16 protein-coding genes are annotated in these 19,294 nt (G+C 43.5%); 7 read left to right on the forward strand and 9 right to left on the reverse strand.

What is annotated here, in order from left to right:
* The first annotated feature begins 86 nt into the window (after positions 1–86).
* Together ACHUFZ_RS05750 and ACHUFZ_RS05755 are read left to right on the forward strand one after the other, a co-directional pair.
* A complete protein-coding gene (locus ACHUFZ_RS05750; protein WP_394126291.1) occupies positions 87–1,379 on the forward strand; it encodes a patatin-like phospholipase family protein in 1,293 nt (430 codons plus the stop codon).
* Between the two features lie 99 nt (positions 1,380–1,478).
* Positions 1,479–2,369: a LysR family transcriptional regulator gene (locus tag ACHUFZ_RS05755; protein ID WP_394126292.1), complete on the forward strand. Its 891-nt coding sequence runs from the start codon at positions 1,479–1,481 to the stop codon at positions 2,367–2,369.
* 199 nt (positions 2,370–2,568) lie between these two features.
* Here ACHUFZ_RS05755 and ACHUFZ_RS05760 read toward each other — a convergent pair whose 3' ends face one another.
* Positions 2,569–3,510, reverse strand: coding sequence for a LysR family transcriptional regulator (locus tag ACHUFZ_RS05760; RefSeq protein ID WP_394126293.1), 942 nt, complete (start codon positions 3,508–3,510; stop codon positions 2,569–2,571).
* Between the two features lie 111 nt (positions 3,511–3,621).
* Here ACHUFZ_RS05760 and ACHUFZ_RS05765 point away from each other — a divergent pair, with 111 nt between their 5' ends.
* On the forward strand, positions 3,622–4,398 hold the full coding sequence (locus ACHUFZ_RS05765) for a hypothetical protein (RefSeq protein WP_394126294.1): 777 nt from the start codon (positions 3,622–3,624) through the stop codon (positions 4,396–4,398).
* Positions 4,399–4,669: 271 nt separating this feature from the next.
* Here the strand turns inward: ACHUFZ_RS05765 and ACHUFZ_RS05770 are convergent, their stop codons facing one another.
* The 3 genes from ACHUFZ_RS05770 to ACHUFZ_RS05780 all read right to left on the reverse strand — a co-directional run bounded on the left by ACHUFZ_RS05770 (position 4,670) and on the right by ACHUFZ_RS05780 (position 8,309).
* Positions 4,670–5,740, reverse strand: coding sequence for a lipocalin-like domain-containing protein (locus tag ACHUFZ_RS05770; RefSeq protein WP_394126295.1), 1,071 nt, complete (start codon positions 5,738–5,740; stop codon positions 4,670–4,672).
* 263 nt (positions 5,741–6,003) lie between these two features.
* Complete coding sequence (tdh, locus tag ACHUFZ_RS05775) at positions 6,004–7,035, reverse strand: L-threonine 3-dehydrogenase (protein ID WP_394126296.1); 1,032 nt, start codon at positions 7,033–7,035, stop codon at positions 6,004–6,006.
* Between the two features lie 80 nt (positions 7,036–7,115).
* The gene (locus ACHUFZ_RS05780; RefSeq protein WP_394126297.1) at positions 7,116–8,309 is read right to left on the reverse strand and encodes a glycine C-acetyltransferase; all 1,194 of its coding nucleotides are present in this window, start codon (positions 8,307–8,309) and stop codon (positions 7,116–7,118) included.
* Positions 8,310–8,878: 569 nt separating this feature from the next.
* On the opposite strand from ACHUFZ_RS05780, the gene ACHUFZ_RS05785 reads away from it, so the two are divergent.
* Complete coding sequence (locus ACHUFZ_RS05785) at positions 8,879–9,793, forward strand: LysR family transcriptional regulator (protein ID WP_394126298.1); 915 nt, start codon at positions 8,879–8,881, stop codon at positions 9,791–9,793.
* Positions 9,794–9,895: 102 nt separating this feature from the next.
* On the opposite strand, the gene ACHUFZ_RS05790 is transcribed toward ACHUFZ_RS05785, so the two are convergent.
* Positions 9,896–11,104 carry a NupC/NupG family nucleoside CNT transporter gene (locus tag ACHUFZ_RS05790; RefSeq protein ID WP_053439208.1) on the reverse strand — a complete coding sequence of 403 codons (1,209 nt, stop codon included), beginning with the start codon at positions 11,102–11,104 and terminating at the stop codon, positions 9,896–9,898.
* A 523-nt stretch (positions 11,105–11,627) separates the two neighbouring features.
* Between ACHUFZ_RS05790 and ACHUFZ_RS05795 the strand changes: the two genes are divergently transcribed.
* Together ACHUFZ_RS05795 and ACHUFZ_RS05800 are read left to right on the forward strand one after the other, a co-directional pair.
* Positions 11,628–12,071, forward strand: coding sequence for an exoribonuclease R (locus ACHUFZ_RS05795; RefSeq protein ID WP_394126299.1), 444 nt, complete (start codon positions 11,628–11,630; stop codon positions 12,069–12,071).
* Between the two features lie 172 nt (positions 12,072–12,243).
* Positions 12,244–13,119, forward strand: coding sequence for a hypothetical protein (locus tag ACHUFZ_RS05800; protein WP_394126300.1), 876 nt, complete (start codon positions 12,244–12,246; stop codon positions 13,117–13,119).
* A 71-nt stretch (positions 13,120–13,190) separates the two neighbouring features.
* Here the strand turns inward: ACHUFZ_RS05800 and dbpA are convergent, their stop codons facing one another.
* The 4 genes from dbpA to ACHUFZ_RS05820 all read right to left on the reverse strand — a co-directional run bounded on the left by dbpA (position 13,191) and on the right by ACHUFZ_RS05820 (position 17,778).
* Positions 13,191–14,567, reverse strand: coding sequence for an ATP-dependent RNA helicase DbpA (dbpA, locus tag ACHUFZ_RS05805; protein ID WP_394126301.1), 1,377 nt, complete (start codon positions 14,565–14,567; stop codon positions 13,191–13,193).
* Between the two features lie 106 nt (positions 14,568–14,673).
* Entirely contained in the window at positions 14,674–15,327 is a 654-nt protein-coding gene (gene folE / locus ACHUFZ_RS05810; protein ID WP_053439212.1) for a GTP cyclohydrolase I FolE, read from the reverse strand.
* Between the two features lie 78 nt (positions 15,328–15,405).
* Entirely contained in the window at positions 15,406–17,013 is a 1,608-nt protein-coding gene (locus ACHUFZ_RS05815; RefSeq protein ID WP_394126302.1) for a sensor histidine kinase, read from the reverse strand.
* Between the two features lie 21 nt (positions 17,014–17,034).
* Positions 17,035–17,778 carry a substrate-binding periplasmic protein gene (locus ACHUFZ_RS05820; protein ID WP_394126303.1) on the reverse strand — a complete coding sequence of 248 codons (744 nt, stop codon included), beginning with the start codon at positions 17,776–17,778 and terminating at the stop codon, positions 17,035–17,037.
* Between the two features lie 278 nt (positions 17,779–18,056).
* Here ACHUFZ_RS05820 and moeA point away from each other — a divergent pair, with 278 nt between their 5' ends.
* Positions 18,057–19,292: a molybdopterin molybdotransferase MoeA gene (gene moeA / locus ACHUFZ_RS05825; RefSeq protein WP_394126304.1), complete on the forward strand. Its 1,236-nt coding sequence runs from the start codon at positions 18,057–18,059 to the stop codon at positions 19,290–19,292.
* Positions 19,293–19,294 lie beyond the last annotated feature (2 nt).

The raw sequence follows: 19,294 nt of genomic DNA on the forward strand, positions 1-19,294 counted from the left end.
TTTGTTAGACAAGACAAGTGATATGATAACGCAAGCACGCAAAGGCTATGTTCGCGTGCTTGCTCTCTGCAAAAAGAGAGTGCGCAATGAGATATGCATGCAAATACCCTTTAATCTATTTAGTTTCACTCACAACGCTGCTTGCAGGTTGCTCGTCATCTTCAAACATAACGAATGCAGAAGTGACACCAACAAATACGCCTCCCTATTCAGTCATTGAAAAAGCCAAACAGCAAGAACGTCGCAATGTATTGGTTCTCGCAAGTTTTTCTGGTGGTGGTACACGAGCAGCAGCTCTCTCCTACGGGGTACTTCAAGGGCTACGTGATCACAACTATGTCGATCAACATGGCGTTGAAACAAATATGCTAGAACAACTGTCGGTTATTAGCTCTGTATCAGGTGGTAGTTTCACTTCAGCGTATTACGGCCTGTATCAAGATGAAATATTCACTCGTTATGAACAAGAGTTTCTTTATCGTGATGTGAGTAAGAGCTTAGTCAATATTCTTTTTAGTCCAAGCTACTGGTTCTCAGGAGATGATCGCTCTACCGCCGCAGCAGATTTTTACAATAAAACGCTATTTAGCGGTTCAACATTTGACGATATGAAAGACGAAGGTCCCATGATCATCATCAATGCAACTGACCTCGGTCGTGGCGTTCGATTTTCATTCGTCCAAGAATACTTCGATTTACTCTGCTCTGATGTCAATAACTACTCAGTAGCCAGCGCTGTTGCGGCTTCGTCTGCAGTGCCGTTTATTTTCACACCAGTCGTGCTAGAAAACCATGATCATTGTCACAACCGACATCAATATGAATTCACAGAATCTGATAACGCTCATACTCAAAGCAAACATTTAGGATTGCAGAGTTACGGCGATAAAGAGTCTCGACCATTTATTCACTTAATTGATGGCGGCATTACCGATAACCTTGGCATGCTAGCGCTTTACGATCTGATGCAAAGCAACTATGACCTGTTTGAAGAAATGACACAACATGTCGATACCGTCATCGTTGTCTCCGTTGATGCCGCTACCACCCCCGATAGGGGCATTGATAGTAAACCGTCAACACCCAACGCGAGCGATATGGTAGGGGCAATTACTGGCATCCAGCTTCATCGTTATAACGATATGATTAAATTGTTGGTTCAAGAAGAGTTAGATAATTGGCAGCATGCCCAGCCTGGGCGCAAAACACACTTTATCGATATCAATCTGACTGACGCTGAAAATCAAGAGTTTATAAATGCGATTCCTACCGACTTCACACTAGAGCCCAAGCAGGTAGATGCACTGATAGAGCACGGCTACCAAACCATCGCAAAAGAAAAAGCACTGCACCTATCACGCGATACACATAACCAGTAAAATTACTGGTTATGTCCTTTAACTAGTTAATTCAATACCAATACACACCTTGATGCGTATAATAAATAAACAATTCGTTCTACAAATATGAATACTGACATGAATATTAGCGTCAATGTACTTAAGATTTTTCATAGTGTTGTTGAATGCGGTGGCTTTTCCGCTGCAGCAAAAAGCTTAGAGTTACCAGTAACCAATGTCAGTAGAAGAATTATTCAGCTAGAAGAAGAGTTAAATGTTTCTCTTTTTAAGCGAACCACTCGTGTCGTTGTACCCACTGAAGCGGGGGAAGTTTTCTACCAACGAACGAAGTCGATATGTTCAAACTTAGACAGTGCTATTGAAGAGTTAACCAGCCGCCATACAGCTTTAGAAGGTAAAATCCGGATTCAATTGCTTCCCGCAGCAATACCTCTACTTCCTTATCTCAATAAATTCCAAACAATCCATCCAAACATATCGCTTGATCTTGTGGTAGAAAGCCAAAATATTGGATTAATTGAAAATGGTATTGATTTGGCAATTAAAGTTGGGGATCAAAATGATTCTAATTTGAAGTGTCGAAAATTACTCACAATGAAACGGGTAATCGTAGCATCACCAGAGTACTTAATATCAAACCCTCAACCTAAGTCTATTCAGAATCTTGCCAATCACAACTGCTTAAGGTTTCGCGATTCAGACAATAAAATAGAATCAATTTGGGAAAGTGCTGACCTTGATCTTGAAAAAAGACAGGGTAATTTTGTTTCAAACGATATCAGTTTAATTCATCAAGCAACACTGTTAGGACAAGGAATTGCATTACTTCCTTGGATCATATGTGAAAAAGACATTAAACAAGGAAAACTCGTACAACTGTTGGAAAAAGAGCATACTTTCAATACAGACATCTGGTTATTGTACCCAAATCACCAATACCAATCTTCATCATTAAAAACACTCATAGAGTTTTTAGTAACTTCAGCTCAAGAGTTTTCTCCTGACTGATCGACTCCTACCCATCGAAGCGTCGGTTCAAATGACAATTCCCCATTCATTCAAAACCCTACCTACTTTGGCTAGGAACTCGGAGACGGACTCAAAAGTTTAGGCTGATGTTGATGGTTCATAAGGCATAATTTTCCGTTACTCCGTTTTCTACACTCGTCTAGCTAACCTCGACATCAACATGAATGCTAAAAATCGGTCACTTTTGCTTCGCTTCATCTATCAGTTCAAGCAATGTCTCACCAACGATAGAACGCAGCCACACTAACTTAGGGCTATATCGATACGGCTCTGCAAAATACAAAGCAATTTTAATATCCAGTAAAGAAAACTCCTCCGGCATAGCCAAAACCGTCAAGCCTTTAGGTAAAACGCAAGAAACCAACGAGGAAACAGGCATGCCAGCATCCTCTCGTAACAAAGCGTCGAAACATATATCGATTTGATCACTTCTCAGGAGAATGCTAGGTTCAATTTGATTCTGGGATAAAATCTGTTCAGCTTTACTGATTTTGTCTGCAAAATCAGGCATAACCATAAGGACCAAAGGATATTTTCTAAGAGAATTGTCGTTTATCCCTTCAATATTAAATGACGCGTTAGTTGAACAACACAGCCCGAACTCTGCATCACATATGAGTTCACTGCGAATATTTATGGGTAAATCAATAGGAGCGAAATTAATTCCCATCGTCACTTGACCTTGCTGCAACATCGTATCAGTGTCTTTTGTCCAGTTAACAAACCGTAAAGATGCATTTGGGGCTAAATGCCTAAATTTTGGATAAAGCTTACGGATCAAAGGTTGGTAAAATAACGGATTTATTGCAATAGCAACTTCTTCAGAGTAACTAGCTGGGTCAAATGTACGGTGTGGGCTAAGAGCTCGGTCAATTGCATCAAAAACACCGGGAAGTTGACCTAATACTTGCTCACACAAAGGGGTCGGACGCAGTCCATGGGGCTCGCGCACAAAAAGCTCGTCATTAAACAATGCTCTTAGGCGCTTTAACGACTTACTGACCGTCGATTGGCCTACAAACATACGCTCGGCTGTTCGGCGAGTATTTCTCTCTTCACCTAAAACTTTTAAGAGTTTTAATAAGTTTAAATCAACCTTAGCTATTTCTTCGTATCGCATGATTATAGTGATATTCATTTAGGGAATATCTGAATATTATTTTTTTCATTATCAAGCTTCAAGCAAAGTGAATAGATTCGCTTTTAGTTAATCTACTTATGTGACAACGATATGAAAAAGAACATCATTTTATCGGCTTCAGTTATTGCTTCCCTTCTAGCTTCAACATCCTCTTTTGCCCAAGAAGAGGTTCAAGATATGTCCGATCCTCTTGCTATTTATACTCAAGTCGGCGCAGGGACAACAAACAAAGGGCTCAATCTAAAAATAGGTAAGACTTACGACACTGGTTCAGATGCCACTTTAGGCATGAACTTGATTGAACTTAAAGGCTTTGGCGGAGAGTTACTAGGCTGGGACGGTAGTAGCCAACGTGATGACTCGATCGACTCATTTCGTTTTCGAAATTTTACTGTGAACTTGGAAAATGGTCGTGGCGCACAGATCGACATTTCTTACAGTGTTGAAACTGAGCGTGCTGATGCCTCTTACAGCTTCATTCAAGCGTTACCAAAATTTGGTCCAGTTCAGTTTTTCCCTCTAGCGGGTATTGGTGCCAGCATTCAGAATAACGCCATCGGAGATTATGGTATAGAAAGCGGATATACTATGCCTGGTACTTTCGCTTTAGTGGGTACTTACACTAAGATTGAAGTAACCGACAAGATTTGGCTTAACTACAACCCTATGTACATGGCCGCTCTATCTGGATCCGATTTCTATAAATCAAACGCCTTTGGTATGGGTGAAGGTGAACAACTATTCCACGAATTTGCAATGTCTTACCAATTTACTCCACAATTCAACGTGCGTTACTTTGCTAACTGGAATGCTGATATCGACTTCGGTGAAGGTGATCACCGTTTAGAGTTTAACTACCAACTGTAACTGGTGATTAGAAATCACTTTGTACCAGATAATAAAAATGACGCCTCAATGTTAGTCGAGGCGTCATTCATTTTCTTGAATCAGCTCAATACATTGCCGAGCTCTTCTGCTGTATAGAGGAAACTGGCTTTTTGTTTGATGCTTGGATTGCTAGTACGAAGTATGACAGTTACCTCTTATTGTCTTTGATTTTGGATTCAGCACCTTTTATCAAAGTGGGTAACTCTCTTCCTTTCAAATTGAAGTGTCAGCTTGAGCCACTACTAATACATTATAGTTGGCGACTACCATTCGGACCATTGTCTAGTTCAGTGACGTCCATAGACTCTGTTGTTGCCCAGCCAACTTGAACACCATTTTCATCAAACAACTTACCAATAGTTTCCAACATACCACCCGGTTTCCCCATAGCTGGCATCAAGTTTGGACAACAAGGCTCAACTCTGTATTTTTTACCCTTAACCGGAATCTCAAAGTCCCAGCCATATGATACCCAAATACCTGACTCAAGCTTGGTATAACCATTTTGTTTTTGAGTAAAGCCAACATCCGTTTGCTCACGTGTTCCATCAGCTTTGAACCACGTACACATTTGAAGATTCTCGTGGAAGAAATTGTACAGGTTGATGCGATCGCCATCAGCAAACAACAAGCCAGTCCATTCCCATTTGATTGAGTCAGGGTCAACCAAGTCACACACTTGATTATCTAGCCAACCACGACCATCGAACTCTACACGTGTTTCCTTATCACCTTCACGCTTTACATAGTGACCATGAGAAGGCATGTTTGGACATGAGTAGTACAATGTTGAACCGGCACCTTCACGCATAAAGCCTTCTTTATCTAACGCTGGATCATTATACCAGCGAGCTTCCCCTTTAGCGCTAAGCTCAATTACACCTGATTCACCTTGTGCAGTTAAGTGCATACTGTCTCCATCCCAACTTAAAGTTGCAGAGAAGTTCTCACCAGAGTAACGCCAAGTTTTCGTTTCAACGTCATACAAATCGTCGTAGCTGATGTCTGTATATTCCTGATGGTAGAAGACTGTTTCACCAGTATCGACATTAGTTAAGCGATAGAATACCGACGTCAGAGGTGCATCCATTTTGTAGTCTCTACCCGTTTCCGCATTGATTGGCGCGTAGAAGCCATGGCCACCAGGTTGGAAAATTAGGTAGATGAAGTATCGAGCGCCATCTGCACCGACTAAATTGCCCGTATACCAACGCCATTCTAAAAACCAAGTATCTTGTGGAATATGTGGGCCCCACTCTTCTACTGCGTTTCCACGCGTCCAGTTCTTAAAATCATATGGCATAGGGTTAGTAATTTTCATAATTGACCTTTATTGTTGTTTCGTTGATTCAGTAAGGTCAGAATCCAAGATAAATCAGTTATGAAAAATATGAAGAAATGGGAAACACTTTCGCAAATAGTGGGAACAACGTCTCCGGTAGAGGCCTTTTTATTGAATACCAAAATGTCCCATAAATTTAAGGGACATTTTGATAGGTAAATATGGCTATACTTGCCATTCACCTGTTCAGGTAATCAGTGAATGGGTGAACAACGATAAGGCTATGTTAACCCTGTCGCACCCTACTCCCAATCAAGGATAACTTTGCCAGAAAGCCCGCTACGCATGGCGTCGAAGCCCGCTTGGAAGTCATCAACCTTGAAATGGTGTGTAATGATTGGAGTTAGGTCTAGGCCTGATTGAATCAATGAAGCCATCTTATACCAAGTCTCGAACATCTCACGACCGTAGATACCCTTGATGATAAGACCTTTGAAGATCACTTGGTTCCAGTCGATACCCATGTCTGATGGTGGAATACCTAATAGAGAGATCTTACCGCCGTGGTTCATGTTAGTTAGCATGCTGTTGAACGCAGATGGAACACCTGACATTTCTAGACCTACGTCGAAGCCCTCTGTCATACCGAGCTCAGACATTACGTCTTCAAGCTTCTCTTCCATTACGTTTACTGCGCGTGTAACGCCCATCTTCTTAGCAAGCTCTAGACGGTATTCGTTCACGTCAGTAATTACTACGTGGCGCGCACCAACGTGTTTAGCTACTGCTGCTGCCATGATGCCGATTGGACCAGCACCAGTGATCAGTACGTCTTCACCTACTAGGTCGAAAGATAGCGCTGTGTGCACTGCGTTACCAAACGGGTCAAAGATAGACGCTAGATCGTCAGAGATCTCTGCAGGAATCTTAAATGCGTTAAACGCTGGGATTACAAGGTATTCAGAGAACGCACCCGTGCGGTTTACACCAACACCTGTTGTGTTACGACATAGGTGAGTACGACCGCCGCGACAGTTACGACAATGACCACATGTGATGTGACCTTCGCCAGATACGCGATCGCCAATGTTAAAACCGCGAACTTCTTGGCCCATACCTACAACTTCACCTACATACTCATGGCCAACAACCATAGGAACAGGAATCGTTTTCTGTGACCATTCGTCCCAGTTGTAGATGTGTACGTCTGTACCACAGATAGCGGTTTTCTTAATCTTGATTAGAAGGTCGTTGTGGCCAACTTCAGGTTTCTCAACCTCAGTCATCCAGATGCCTTCTTCAGGCTTTAGCTTAGAAAGAGCTTTGATTTTCATATTGTTACCCAATTCATCTCGCCCACCGTTCGGGCGAGAATCAATAATTTTGTGTTATCTGTTTTCGTCTATTGCGAAAATTAAATGAGGCCCATGTCTTTACCAACTGCGATGAATGCATCGATCGCTCGGTCTAACTGCTCACGTGAATGCGCTGCAGACATCTGAGTACGGATACGTGCTTGGCCTTTTGGTACTACTGGGAATGAGAAGCCCACTACGTAGATGCCTTTCTCAAGTGCGCGCTCAGCGAACTCTGCAGCTATTTTTGCATCACCCAGCATGATTGGAATGATTGCATGGTCTGCACCGCCCATCGTGAAGCCAGCGTCTTCCATACGTGTACGGAAGTGTGCTGCGTTTTCCCATAGACGGTCGCGAAGTTCGCCACTCTCTTTCAGTAGATCAAGTACGCGGATTGAAGCGTTAACGATCGCCGGAGCAACAGAGTTAGAGAACAGGTATGGACGAGAACGCTGACGTAACCAGTCAATCACTTCAGCTTTACCAGACGTGTAACCGCCTGATGCACCACCCATTGCTTTACCTAGCGTACCCGTGATGATATCAATACGGTCTACAACGTTGTGGAACTCGTGCGTACCAGCGCCAGTTTTACCCATAAAGCCAACTGCGTGCGAGTCATCAACCATTGTCAGTGCGCCGTACTTATCTGCTAGGTCACAGATAGCAGGAAGGTTTGCAACCACGCCGTCCATTGAGAACACACCGTCAGTCACGATAAGAATGTGGCGAGCACCTGCTTCTTTCGCTGCGATAAGTTGCTGCTCTAGCTCTTCCATGTTGTTGTTCGAGTAACGGAAGCGCATTGCTTTACATAGACGTACACCGTCGATGATAGAAGCGTGGTTTAGTGCGTCAGAGATGATTGCATCTTCTTTGCCTAAGATTGTTTCAAATAGGCCCGCGTTCGCGTCAAAGCATGATGTGTAAAGGATAGTATCTTCTTTACCTAGGAATGTTGATAGCTTGTCTTCTAGCTCTTTGTGGATATCTTGAGTACCACAGATGAAACGTACAGACGCCATACCAAAGCCGTGCTGTTCCATACCCGCTTTACCTGCTTCGATAAGCTCAGGGTGGTTCGCTAGACCAAGGTAGTTGTTTGCACAGAAGTTCAGTACTTCTTCACCTGTTGAGATCTTAACAGCGGCTTGCTGCTGAGAAGTAATTACGCGCTCAGACTTATAAAGGCCTTCCGCCTTTACTTCTTCGATTTGTTGTTGGATCTGATTGTAGAATGCAGAAGACATTGCAAATTCCTTCCTAGTTATTATTGGCAAGTCGTTTCACTTGCTTCCCGTCTTCAGCCTTGCTGTGACAAACAAGATCTGAAGAGCAAAATCTAATGTCTTAAGTGTAATTCAAGCACGTAATTTTCATTATCCCATCGAGTGGAAAAACATTAGTGAACTGAAGGCACAAATAAGAGCGTTTAATGACCAAGGTCACAGGTTGCTGCTTATAAGGTTGTTATTATTGATGTTTGAATGGGGTAAGCTTAGAAGCTGATGCGCGGGAAAAAACCTAAGGGCGACCAAACGTGGCATGGTACGCCCGTCAAAGGCTAGTCATATTGAGGAAACAAGATTTTACTCTCGATTTTCGAGCATTAATGTCATTACAGAAAATGCGAACACACCCAATGTTGCAAATAAGATGTTTTCAAGCATGGACCAAAGATCGAGTAACGTAGTGGCTTGCTGCATAAGTCATCTCCTTTGACTATTACGACCCTTTCAACATATCGTACAGTGCTGTCATAAACTGCGATCGCAATCTCAACATAACATTATTAACAAACAATTAACCACAACGGATTATGAAAAATACCAAACTCATCGCCCTACTTCCTGATCTTGCCAGCTTCATCCTTATTGTCGATGAAGGCAGCTTTACCGCGGCGGCGAAGCAGTTGAACGTAACGCCTTCTGCGTTGAGTAAACTGGTCACTCGGCTAGAGTCATCACTGTCGGTCAAACTGTTTGAACGTACTACGCGTAAACTCATTATCACTCGCGCGGGCCAGCAAGTTTACGACCAAGCAATGGTAATGCTAAATGCCGCCAAACAAGCGGTTGAGCTTTCAACATCGGCCCATGAAGAGATGTCTGGTGCACTGACCGTCGCAGCGCCAGAAGCCTTTCTAAACTCTGTATTGCAGCCCCACGTTGTGCCGTTCTTACGACAATACCCAGATATACAGCTTAAACTGCGTGTTGCAGATGGGGAGATTGATCTTATTCGTGATGGCATTGATGTGGCGTTCAAACTGACTGATAAACCGGATGAAAACTTGGTACTTAAAGAAGTCAGTAAAACCAACCTAGTACTCTGTGCGAGTCCGGATTACATCGCTCAACGAGGAATGCCAGAACACCCAACTGAGTTAGAGCAGCACGATTGTTTATACCTGGCGGAAAACGATCGTGACCATATTTGGGACTTCTTCAAAGACGACGAGTACCACTCAGTCTCTGTTTCAGGTCGTTACGCGGTAAACCATTCCCAGATGCGCTTAACGGGAGTTAAAAATGCGCTAGGAATTGGGATATTTCATGACTTTGTGATTGCTGATGCCATCGCACAAAAGCAAGTGGTGCCTGTTTTATCAGATTGGACAATCAAGAGTAACTACCACGGTGCGATCGCCATGCAGTACCCACAAACGAAATATATGCCAGCAAGGTTACGCGGGTTTATTGATTACATTACCGAGCAGCTTCGAAACCAGTAGCCCGAATAGCAACAACCAAAAGCGAAAACCAAAAACAACAAACCAATACAAAAAAGCCCAGAGCATTCACTCTGGGCTTTAGATTTGGAAATTAGGTATTGATTAAAGCAGGATAAAGATACCCGCTAGACACGCACTCATTAAGTTAGCTAATGTGCCCGCTAGTACCGCTTTGATACCTAGGTTTGCAACTTCCGAACGACGCTCTGGAGCAATCACACCGATAGAACCAAGCTGAATAGCGATAGAACCGATGTTAGCAAAACCACACAGTGCGAAAGTTACGATTACTTGAGTATGCTCAGATAGCAGCGCTTTGTGCTCAACAAAGTCGATGAAAGCAACGAACTCGTTCATTACGATCTTCTGACCAATGTATGACCCAGCCATCAGTACTTCATTTGAAGGTACACCAATCAACCACGCTAGTGGCGAGAATAGGTAACCGAATAGCGCTTGCAGTGTAATACCGCTAAAGCCCGCTACTTCGCCTAGGCTTTCTAGACCAGTGTTAACCATTGCGATAACACTAACAAAAGCAATCAGCATAGTACCTACCGCAACCGCAACTTTCATACCGTTCATCGCACCGCTTGCAAGTGCATCAATCACGTTGCTTTCTTGCGCTTGATCCATCTCGATATCCGATTGATCAACTGGTGTGTCGCGCTCAGGTACGATGATTTTAGCCATCATCAAACTACCTGGTGCCGCCATAAAGCTTGCAGCAATTAGGTATTTAAGCTCAACGCCTAAACCCGCATACCCACCAAGTACACTACCCGCTACCGATGCCATACCACCAGCCATTACAGCAAACAGTTCAGAACGAGTCATTCGAGAAAGGAAAGGACGAACAAGAAGTGGGGATTCACCTTGTGAAAGGAAGATGTTACCTGTCGCAACTAACGACTCTGCTTTACTGGTGCCTAAGAATTTTTGGATGCCGCCACCGATAAACTCGATAACTTTTTGCATGATGCCTAAGTAGTAAAGGGCAGAAATAAGGGCACTGAAGAAAATGATAATAGGAAGGACGCGAACCGCAAAAATGAAGCCAGTGCTAGCTAAATCACCAAACAGGAATTTAATCCCTTCATCGGCGAAGCCCAATAGACTCGAAACACCACCACTTAAGGATGTTAAAGCCGCTTGGCCTAAAGGAAAATACAAGACTAACGCGGCAAAGCCTACTTGAAGCATTAAAGCGCGCGACACTGTTTTCCAGTTAATTGATTTTCGACTTTCTGATAGCAACACTGCACAAAGCAGCAAAGATGCCACACCGATTAAGCCAAATAACACATTCATTTAAAATTACCTCTACAAGCATTGAATAGATAGCTGGTCCTGTCCGTGGGGTCATTCACCATTCCGTGTGACGGCTTGTATTGGTAGAGCGATTACTCTCAACCGGGCGGAAAGTATAGCGGCGCAAGTGAGATATTCATCACATATTTTTACGCAAACGTTCAAGCGTTCATATTTCAATCAAAATGACTAAATCTAGTCCTCTGTTTAACGTCATCTTGACAAATTGAATGGCGAAATTTGCTCGAAGTTTTGTTGAATCGACATCACATTTTTTGAGCGAAAGGGAACAAATATTTATTATTTACTGGCTAAGTTATCAATAGCTTCTAATTTTAATGGATGAGATTTACGACAAGAATAAGTTCTCTAACAACGTCATAGGCTAACCTAGCAAGCACAACAATAAAGTTTCCCCGCCAAATTGCGGGGCTTTTTTTGCCTTTCTGACACGCATCTGTACTAGCAATCTGCCTGTGAGCCGTTAGAATACCTGCCCTACTCATCATCTCTGAGAAAAACAATGCAACGCGATTACACTTATCAATCTCTCTCTGTAATGTCTCGAGATGAACTCGAAGAGCTTAGCCTTCGTATGGTTCATCGACTTGTTCCTGAAGAGTCCATGACGGAGCTTTTTACTTTCGAGCAAAGTGAAACTGAAAACGAAGATAAGCTGCAAGAAGCGCAGTTTGATGCCATGCTTCGAATGAATGCGATTGCGCTCAGCGAGCTTCCTGCCCTGTTCAGTGAATCAGAGAACAAAGAGCAAAACATTCTGCGCATGCAGCGTCTATTACTGTGGCACTTTTATACGGTCTCTTTCCACCTTGAGCGTGCGATTCCCCTTGATACCCACTGTAACCACGTCGAGGTTATCCTTAAGCAGAGCCCACAAAATGCGCTTGAATGGGTGACTACTTTGACCGACCTACTTCGCCAGTACGCGCAAATCGCTCAATCTTAATCATTGCCAATGCCAATCACTTCTGCGATTGGCATTTTACTTTCTAGCCCTGAATTAACTTAGTTATTGACCAAGCGAATCTATCCTCGCCATACTTATCTCTAAGTTTTCTATTGTTGTATTTCCATTGCGTTCAATTGCTCTCCCATTCTTATTTGTAAGCGTTACTTGTTTGGCTGAAGACGAAGTCGATTACTCTTCGTGTCACAGCCAGCCCGACTCAGCGCAAATTCTTGATACCGCCTTTAACTACGTAAATAGCCGTGTTTGTCAGCCAGCAATATGGTTTGATAATTTCTTTGTTGATGAGCGTATTGATGAAGACGCCAATGCTGGCAGTGTGATTCGATGGCGAAATGACTTTTCTTATGTCGAGGGAGAAGGCTACCAGTATAAGACCCGCTTAAAAGCGCGCTTTTACTTACCTAAAGTGACCAAGCGACTAAAACTGGTCATTGAGTCAGATGATGAAGATGACCTGTTTGGCCTATTCCCAAATAACAGCGACGATGCCGAAAATGTCTTCGCGCTGCGATACGACTGGCTCAACAGCGAGCGAACCAGTCTTAACTTCAAAATAACCGCTCACCCTGGTGCAGAGGCACGTTTCCGTTACACCTACCCGATCTCTGAAGATCTGCTGCTGCGCGCAACGCAAAAAGTGTATCAAAATAAAAAGCTGACTGGCGAATCAACTGAGCTCGATCTTGATTACTCAATTAGCCCTGAATTCTTACTTCGTTGGAGCAACTTCGCCACCTATGAAGATGATATTAAAGGTTGGGCGTTGGGTTCGGGACTTACCCTTTATCAACATATCTCAGACCAGCAAGCACTGAGCTATCAATTAAGTACAACTGGCACTAATCGTCCGTACCATTATATTTCCAACACGCACATGTCAGTCACCTATCGTCAAAACATTCTGCGCCCTTGGTTCTTTTACGAATTAACGCCGGAATACAATTGGTCTAAAGATCCTGACACCGAGCGCGAAGGTGAATTCAAAGCCACGATTAGGCTAGAGATCTTATTCCACAACATTTAATCCCAGCCATACAAACGAAAGAACCCCACCAATTGGTGGGGTTTTGCGTATTCATACTACAAGCTTAAGAATTACTTCATGATACGAGCTTTAAAGTTACGCCCTTTCATTTTGCCTGTTTGTAATTGCTTTAGAGCCGGCTTAACGATGTCATGCTCAACCGCTACGTAAGAAACCATCGCCAGAATATTAATCTTGCCGATTTTCTTACCGTCTAAGCCTGCTTGTTTAGTCAGCGCGCCCAAGATATCACCAGCACGAACCTTTTGCTTTTTGCCGCCTAAGATTTGAATCGTCTGCATCTTTGGATAGAAAGCGCGCTCAACAGGCTTCTCAGGTAGCTCTGATGCATTGATTGCGATATCCATGTATTCATCAATACGCGCAACACGGTATTCTTCTTTTTCACTGAAGAAGCTAAATGCCACACCTTTCGAACCTGCGCGGCCAGTACGGCCAATGCGGTGTACGTGCACTTCAGGGTCACGTGACAACTCAAAGTTAAATACGGCATCAAGGTTATCAACGTCTAGACCGCGAGCCGCTACGTCAGTTGCTACAAGAATAGAAATACTCTTGTTGGCAAACATCGTCAGCGCTTGTTCACGTTCGCGTTGCTCCATATCACCATGAAGTTCAACCACGCTAAAACCACGGTGACTTAATTCGTCTGTTACGTTTTGTACTTCTTTTTTAGTGTTACAGAACACAACTGAAGATTCTGGCTTATGCGTAAGTAAAAGAGCTTCTAGTGCATCATCACGCTCTTCTGTGGTATTCAATTTGAAGAAACGTTGCTCAATGGTGCTCTTTTGGTGCATTGATTCAACCTTAACCATCTCTGGGTTAACCATCACTTTGGCAGCCAAAGAGTCGATGTTGTCTGGGAAGGTTGCACTAAACAGTAGTGTCTGGCGTTTAGCCGGTACTGCATCAATGATGGTATCAATCGCATCTTCAAAGCCCATATCTAGCATACGGTCCGCTTCGTCCAGCACTAGGGTATTTAGCTCATCAAGGCTAATGCGTCCTTTAGACATGTGATCAAGAATACGACCTGGCGTACCGACTAAGATGTGCGCGCCATGCTCAAGTGAACCAATTTGCGGGCCCATTGGCATACCGCCACACAGTGTTAGCACTTTTATGTTATGAATGCCGCGCGCTAACGTACGGATCTCTTTCGCTACTTGGTCTGCTAGCTCTCGCGTTGGACAAAGAACCAAAGTCTGTACACGGAAACGCTTTACGTTGAGGTTGCTTAGTAGGCCCAACGAGAACGTTGCCGTTTTGCCTGAACCCGTTTTACCTTGTCCAATAACATCTTTACCTGCTAATACCATAGGCAGTGCTTGCTGCTGAATAGGCGTCATCTCTGTGTAGCCAAGGCTATCAAGTGTTTCAGTTAGCTCAGGTCTTAGGTTCAAGGTTTTAAATGAAGTTGTCACAATTTTATCCTTTAAGGATGTGTTAACCAAAGTTCGGTTAACGAAAAAAACAAAAACCGCTTCAATAACGAAGCGGTTTGAAAATCGGTTGAATCGTTACTCAGCCCTATCGAATTCCGTGCAGGAACTCATGTCTTGTTGCTGGATTCGATTTGAAGATACCACCAAGCGCTGTTGTGGTTGTTTCGCTGGTTGCATCCATTACGCCGCGTGATTTCACGCAGTAGTGTGTCGCATCAATCGTTACTGCTACGTCATCAGACTCTAGCAATGTTTGCAATGCCACCAGGATTTGCTGTGTCATTCGCTCTTGTACTTGTGGGCGCTGAGCAAAGAATCGAACAATACGATTGATCTTTGATAAGCCAATGATTTTACCACGTGGGATATAAGCCACGGCAGCACGGCCATCAATCGTCACTAAATGGTGTTCACAAGTACTGGTTACGGTAATGTCTTTCACGCGTACCATCTCGCTCACGTTCATCTTATTTTCGATAACCGTGATTTTAGGGAAGTTTGAATAATCCAACCCTGAGAAAATCTCATCAACGTACATCTTTGCGATGCGTTGTGGTGTTTCTTCAAGGCTATCATCGGTAAGGTCAAGTTCTAACAGAGAAAGAATCTCACGCATATGGTGTTGAATTTTCTCTTTTTTCTCATCTCGACTGAACTGATTAGGCGCCATTGGCGTTTCTAATCCTCGTTGTTCTAGCGCATCTTTAACTAACTTCGCTGATTCGCTAAGACCTGACATACCACTTCCTCTTACTTTACCCCTTTCGGATGGCAGACAAGGATACTCGGATTTGTGATTAATTACACCCACATTTTGTCAGTGGGGATCGTTATCGATGCTATCGTCCTGCTTAAGTGGAAGCGTGATGACAAAGTGTGCACCTGATTGGTCTTCATCGATGTATTTGATTTTCCCTTTCAGGCGCTGACAAACCGTATTGTATATAATGTTTGCTCCCAACCCCGTTCCGCCTGAACCATGCTTAGTGGTAACGAAAGGTTCAAATATTTTGTCTTTGACACTCGCATCAACACCTCTACCAGAATCACGGTAGTCAATGACCATCTCCTCTTGTTGCTGAGATATATCAATCACGATACGCTTTTCATGTGCCCAACCATCAAAGCCGTGATTGAGGCTGTTGGTAATCAGGTTGGTGAAGATTTGAATGTACGCGCTGGCGTAGCTAGTTACATTTAGACTGTCATCGCAATCAAAGTCGACCTCCACATTACGAATTCTTAGCTCATGAGAGAGAGAAACCAGTAACTTTTCGATATGCTCTTTGACATCAAACTGGCTCACCGTTTCGTTAGTTTGATCAACAGCGACTTGTTTGAAGCTAGCGACAAGCAGTGCTGCTCGTTCTAAATTAGCACTTAAAATGTCCATCGACTGATGGACATTACGCATTGCATCACCAAACGTACTCTCCTGAAGTTTACCTTCTTCGTAATCCTTAAGAATTTGGTTAATTTCGCTTGATGCGAAACTACTTGAGGTGATGCTCACGCCCAATGGCGTGTTGATCTCATGCGCCACGCCAGCCACCAGCGAACCAAGCGAAGCCATTTTCTCGTTCTCAATCATGGTTGCTTGGGTCTCTTTAAGCTCATCCAGCGTATCTTCTAGCTCTTGTGTCCGATCTTTAACCATCAGCTCAAGTCCCTGTTTGAACTCAATTTCTCGCTCAAGAAGAACTTGCTTTTCCTCTAGGGCTTTGGCTAGCTGATGTTTTGATTCCAGTACTGAACCATAGGATTCGCTGAGTTCGTTACACATGCGATTAACCATAGTGACCATAAAATCAATTTCATCGTCATTGGCCGCTTTACGCTCAATAATCATAGGTGGGTTATCACGCTGGAACTGATAAGCTTTGAAATACTCACTCATTTGATTCAATGGTTCTGTAACCAGTGCCTTGACCAAATAGATAATAAATCCAGCGACGATAAAGGTTTTCAGTCCATTGGAAAGTAAGATAACTAACGCCTTGTCGATTAAGCTGTGATACACAACCCACAAGTCGGACTGAACGATCAAATAACCAAGCGGTATCGCTTTTTGATTGATATAGGAATATTCCAAACTGATTGTTTGTTGTAGAACATGTTTATCTTTGGGTGTACCTTGCTCCCAGTATTCTTCGGTTGTGTCTTCAATTCGCACATAACTGATATCTGGAATACTGATTATGCCGTTTATCTGCGACTCAATGAGCTCATTATTTAGTACCCATAAACTCTCTTCCAACGCATCTTTGTATGAGGTGAAGATATACTGCTGGCTTACCTTAATGTTATCTGTCGCGACTAAAAAATCAGAATAGAGTTGAAACGCCGTTATAAACAGCGTTACAACCGTACTAAACATGACAATGAGCAGTGTCAGTTGTTTATTAATTGAGTGGCTTGTTTGCATAAACCATCACACCTATCGGTACTAACGATAGACTTCAATGAGCTCTGCTAAACTGCCGTCTTTACTCATCTCTTCTAAGTTATCAGTGATGATCTTTACGTATTCTTGATCGCGGCCAACGACATAGATGGTGTTTTTTAAAGGAAAGATCTCATGGAATGTAAACCCTTCCATGCCTTTAACCCCGGCTTTTTGCGCATAGTAATAAGCCATACTACGGTCAAGTAAGATCACTTGAGCACGATCTTTCATCAGCATATCGAACTGAGCTTGTTGATTCTCTATCTCTTTGTACCCTTCCCAGTTGGCAAGCTCTTGATTATAAAAGGTCGTAAAGGGCTCTTTTAAGTGTTGGCTAGCATTATTAAATGCGACGATATACTTGCCCTTCAAATCAGAAACGCGGTCGATCTTGAGGTCGAGACTCGTCTTAGTCACCGCAACATTGTCAAATTCATACACCTTACCGTAGGAGTAGTTCACTCTGAAGTTAAGCGGCGTCCCAATGAAAACATCAAGCTCTTCAAAAGCATTTAATGGGTCTTGGTCAAATTGTTTACTGGGAAACTTATAATTCGAGATGGTGTAACCGGAACGCTGTAACGCTGCGCCAACGATATCAACCAATATCCCAGACTCGCCAATCACAAACGGTGGAATGCCAACAACAAAGCCGACATTCACAACCTTTTCTTCGGCATATAATTCACTTGGTGCTACAAACAGCAATACCAACAGTGCGCGCTTCAATAGTTTTCTAAACATGTGGCTCTCCCTGCCTATGTCCAAAACTAGACAAATTAAAGATGAATAGCAGCCAACGACATTAATTATTTAGATTGAGTATAGGTTAGAATTACCATCCCTTAGTTGTAGATGCTGGGCATCTACCACTTTAGGAGAGATTTAGCGTTTAACGTGCAAGTTTTGCCCAAAGTTGAGCTGATAAAACTGGGATTGTTAATAGAGGTCATTATTGCAAATAGCTTTCTGTGGTAAAGTGACCCGATCATCTGACAATAATAAAAGAGTAGGATTTTGATATGGGCTGCTGTGACGCTCCTGGCTTGATGCCGATCGAAGATGCGATGGAAAAAATGCTGTCGCCAATTAAACCTATCCAAGCGACCTTACAACTCCCACTAGCCGAAGCAATTGGCTTTGTATTAGCTGAAGACATTTTATCCCCTATTTTCGTTCCTCCATTTGATAACTCAGCAATGGACGGGTACGCGCTACGTCTAGCGGATTTAGCGCAAAACAATGTAATGCCTTTAGCGGGTAAGTCATTTGCAGGTCAACCATTCCACGGTGAATGGCCTCAAGGTAGCTGCATTCGCATTATGACCGGCGCAAAGATCCCTGAAGGCTGTGACGCGGTGATCATGCAAGAAAACACCGAAGTGACCGACGCAGGTATTCAGTTCAATCAAACCGACGTTAAGCCACAAAATAACATTCGCCCAATGGGTGATGATATTGCGGAAGGTGCGACAGTGCTGGCTAAAGGTGCTCGTCTAACCTCGCGCGATATTCCGATGATCGCGACTCTCGGTATTAGTCATGTAACCGTAGTCCGTAAACCACGTGTTGCATTTTTCTCAACTGGTGATGAGCTAAAACCATTAGGCGAAACACTAGCAGAAGGCCAAATCTACGACAGTAACCGTTACGGTATTAAACCTCTGATCGAAAACTTTGGTTGTGAAGCAATCGACCTAGGCATTATCCCTGATTGCCCAGAAACACTAAAAGCGACATTCGAGCAAGCTCAAACACTCGCTGACGTAGTCGTGACTTCGGGCGGTGTCAGCGTGGGTGAAGCAGATTACACCAAAGATATTCTTGAACAGCTCGGTCAGATAGGCTTTTGGAAACTAGCCATTAAACCGGGTAAACCGTTCGCCTTTGGTAAGCTTTCAACGGCTTGGTTCTGCGGCCTACCGGGTAACCCAGTGTCTGCTGTATTAACCATGTATGTGCTTGTTCAGCCGCTACTAGCAAAGCTTGCTGGCCATAGTGAATGGAAAGCGCCTGAATCCATCCCAGCGGTGACAAAGAGTGCTTTCAAGAAAGCGCCTGGCCGTACAGATTACCAACGCGGCATCTACACTATTGAAGATGGCAAATTTGTAGTTGAAACCACCGGCAACCAAAGCTCTGGTGCGTTCCGCTCTATGAGCCTTGCCAACTGCTTTGTGGTACTTGAGCGTGAACGCGGTCGCGTAGAAGCCGGTGAAACAGTCAACATTCAGCTGTTTAACTCAACGTTATACTAGGA

The sequence above is a fragment of the Vibrio hepatarius genome, from assembly GCF_043642085.1.
GTDB lineage: Bacteria > Pseudomonadota > Gammaproteobacteria > Enterobacterales > Vibrionaceae > Vibrio > Vibrio hepatarius_C.

Coding starts and splice junctions, on each gene's coding strand:
- ACHUFZ_RS05770 (WP_394126295.1), bottom strand. CDS start 5,740: ATGAAAATTACTAACCCTATGCCATATGATTTTAAGAACTGGACGCGT.
- tdh (WP_394126296.1), bottom strand. CDS start 7,035: ATGAAAATCAAAGCTCTTTCTAAGCTAAAGCCTGAAGAAGGCATCTGG.
- ACHUFZ_RS05820 (WP_394126303.1), bottom strand. CDS start 17,778: ATGTTTAGAAAACTATTGAAGCGCGCACTGTTGGTATTGCTGTTTGTA.
- ACHUFZ_RS05790 (WP_053439208.1), bottom strand. CDS start 11,104: ATGAATGTGTTATTTGGCTTAATCGGTGTGGCATCTTTGCTGCTTTGT.
- ACHUFZ_RS05815 (WP_394126302.1), bottom strand. CDS start 17,013: ATGCAAACAAGCCACTCAATTAATAAACAACTGACACTGCTCATTGTC.
- ACHUFZ_RS05795 (WP_394126299.1), top strand. CDS start 11,628: ATGCAACGCGATTACACTTATCAATCTCTCTCTGTAATGTCTCGAGAT.
- ACHUFZ_RS05765 (WP_394126294.1), top strand. CDS start 3,622: ATGAAAAAGAACATCATTTTATCGGCTTCAGTTATTGCTTCCCTTCTA.
- ACHUFZ_RS05760 (WP_394126293.1), bottom strand. CDS start 3,510: ATGCGATACGAAGAAATAGCTAAGGTTGATTTAAACTTATTAAAACTC.
- folE (WP_053439212.1), bottom strand. CDS start 15,327: ATGTCAGGTCTTAGCGAATCAGCGAAGTTAGTTAAAGATGCGCTAGAA.
- moeA (WP_394126304.1), top strand. CDS start 18,057: ATGGGCTGCTGTGACGCTCCTGGCTTGATGCCGATCGAAGATGCGATG.
- ACHUFZ_RS05750 (WP_394126291.1), top strand. CDS start 87: ATGAGATATGCATGCAAATACCCTTTAATCTATTTAGTTTCACTCACA.
- ACHUFZ_RS05780 (WP_394126297.1), bottom strand. CDS start 8,309: ATGTCTTCTGCATTCTACAATCAGATCCAACAACAAATCGAAGAAGTA.
- ACHUFZ_RS05785 (WP_394126298.1), top strand. CDS start 8,879: ATGAAAAATACCAAACTCATCGCCCTACTTCCTGATCTTGCCAGCTTC.
- ACHUFZ_RS05755 (WP_394126292.1), top strand. CDS start 1,479: ATGAATATTAGCGTCAATGTACTTAAGATTTTTCATAGTGTTGTTGAA.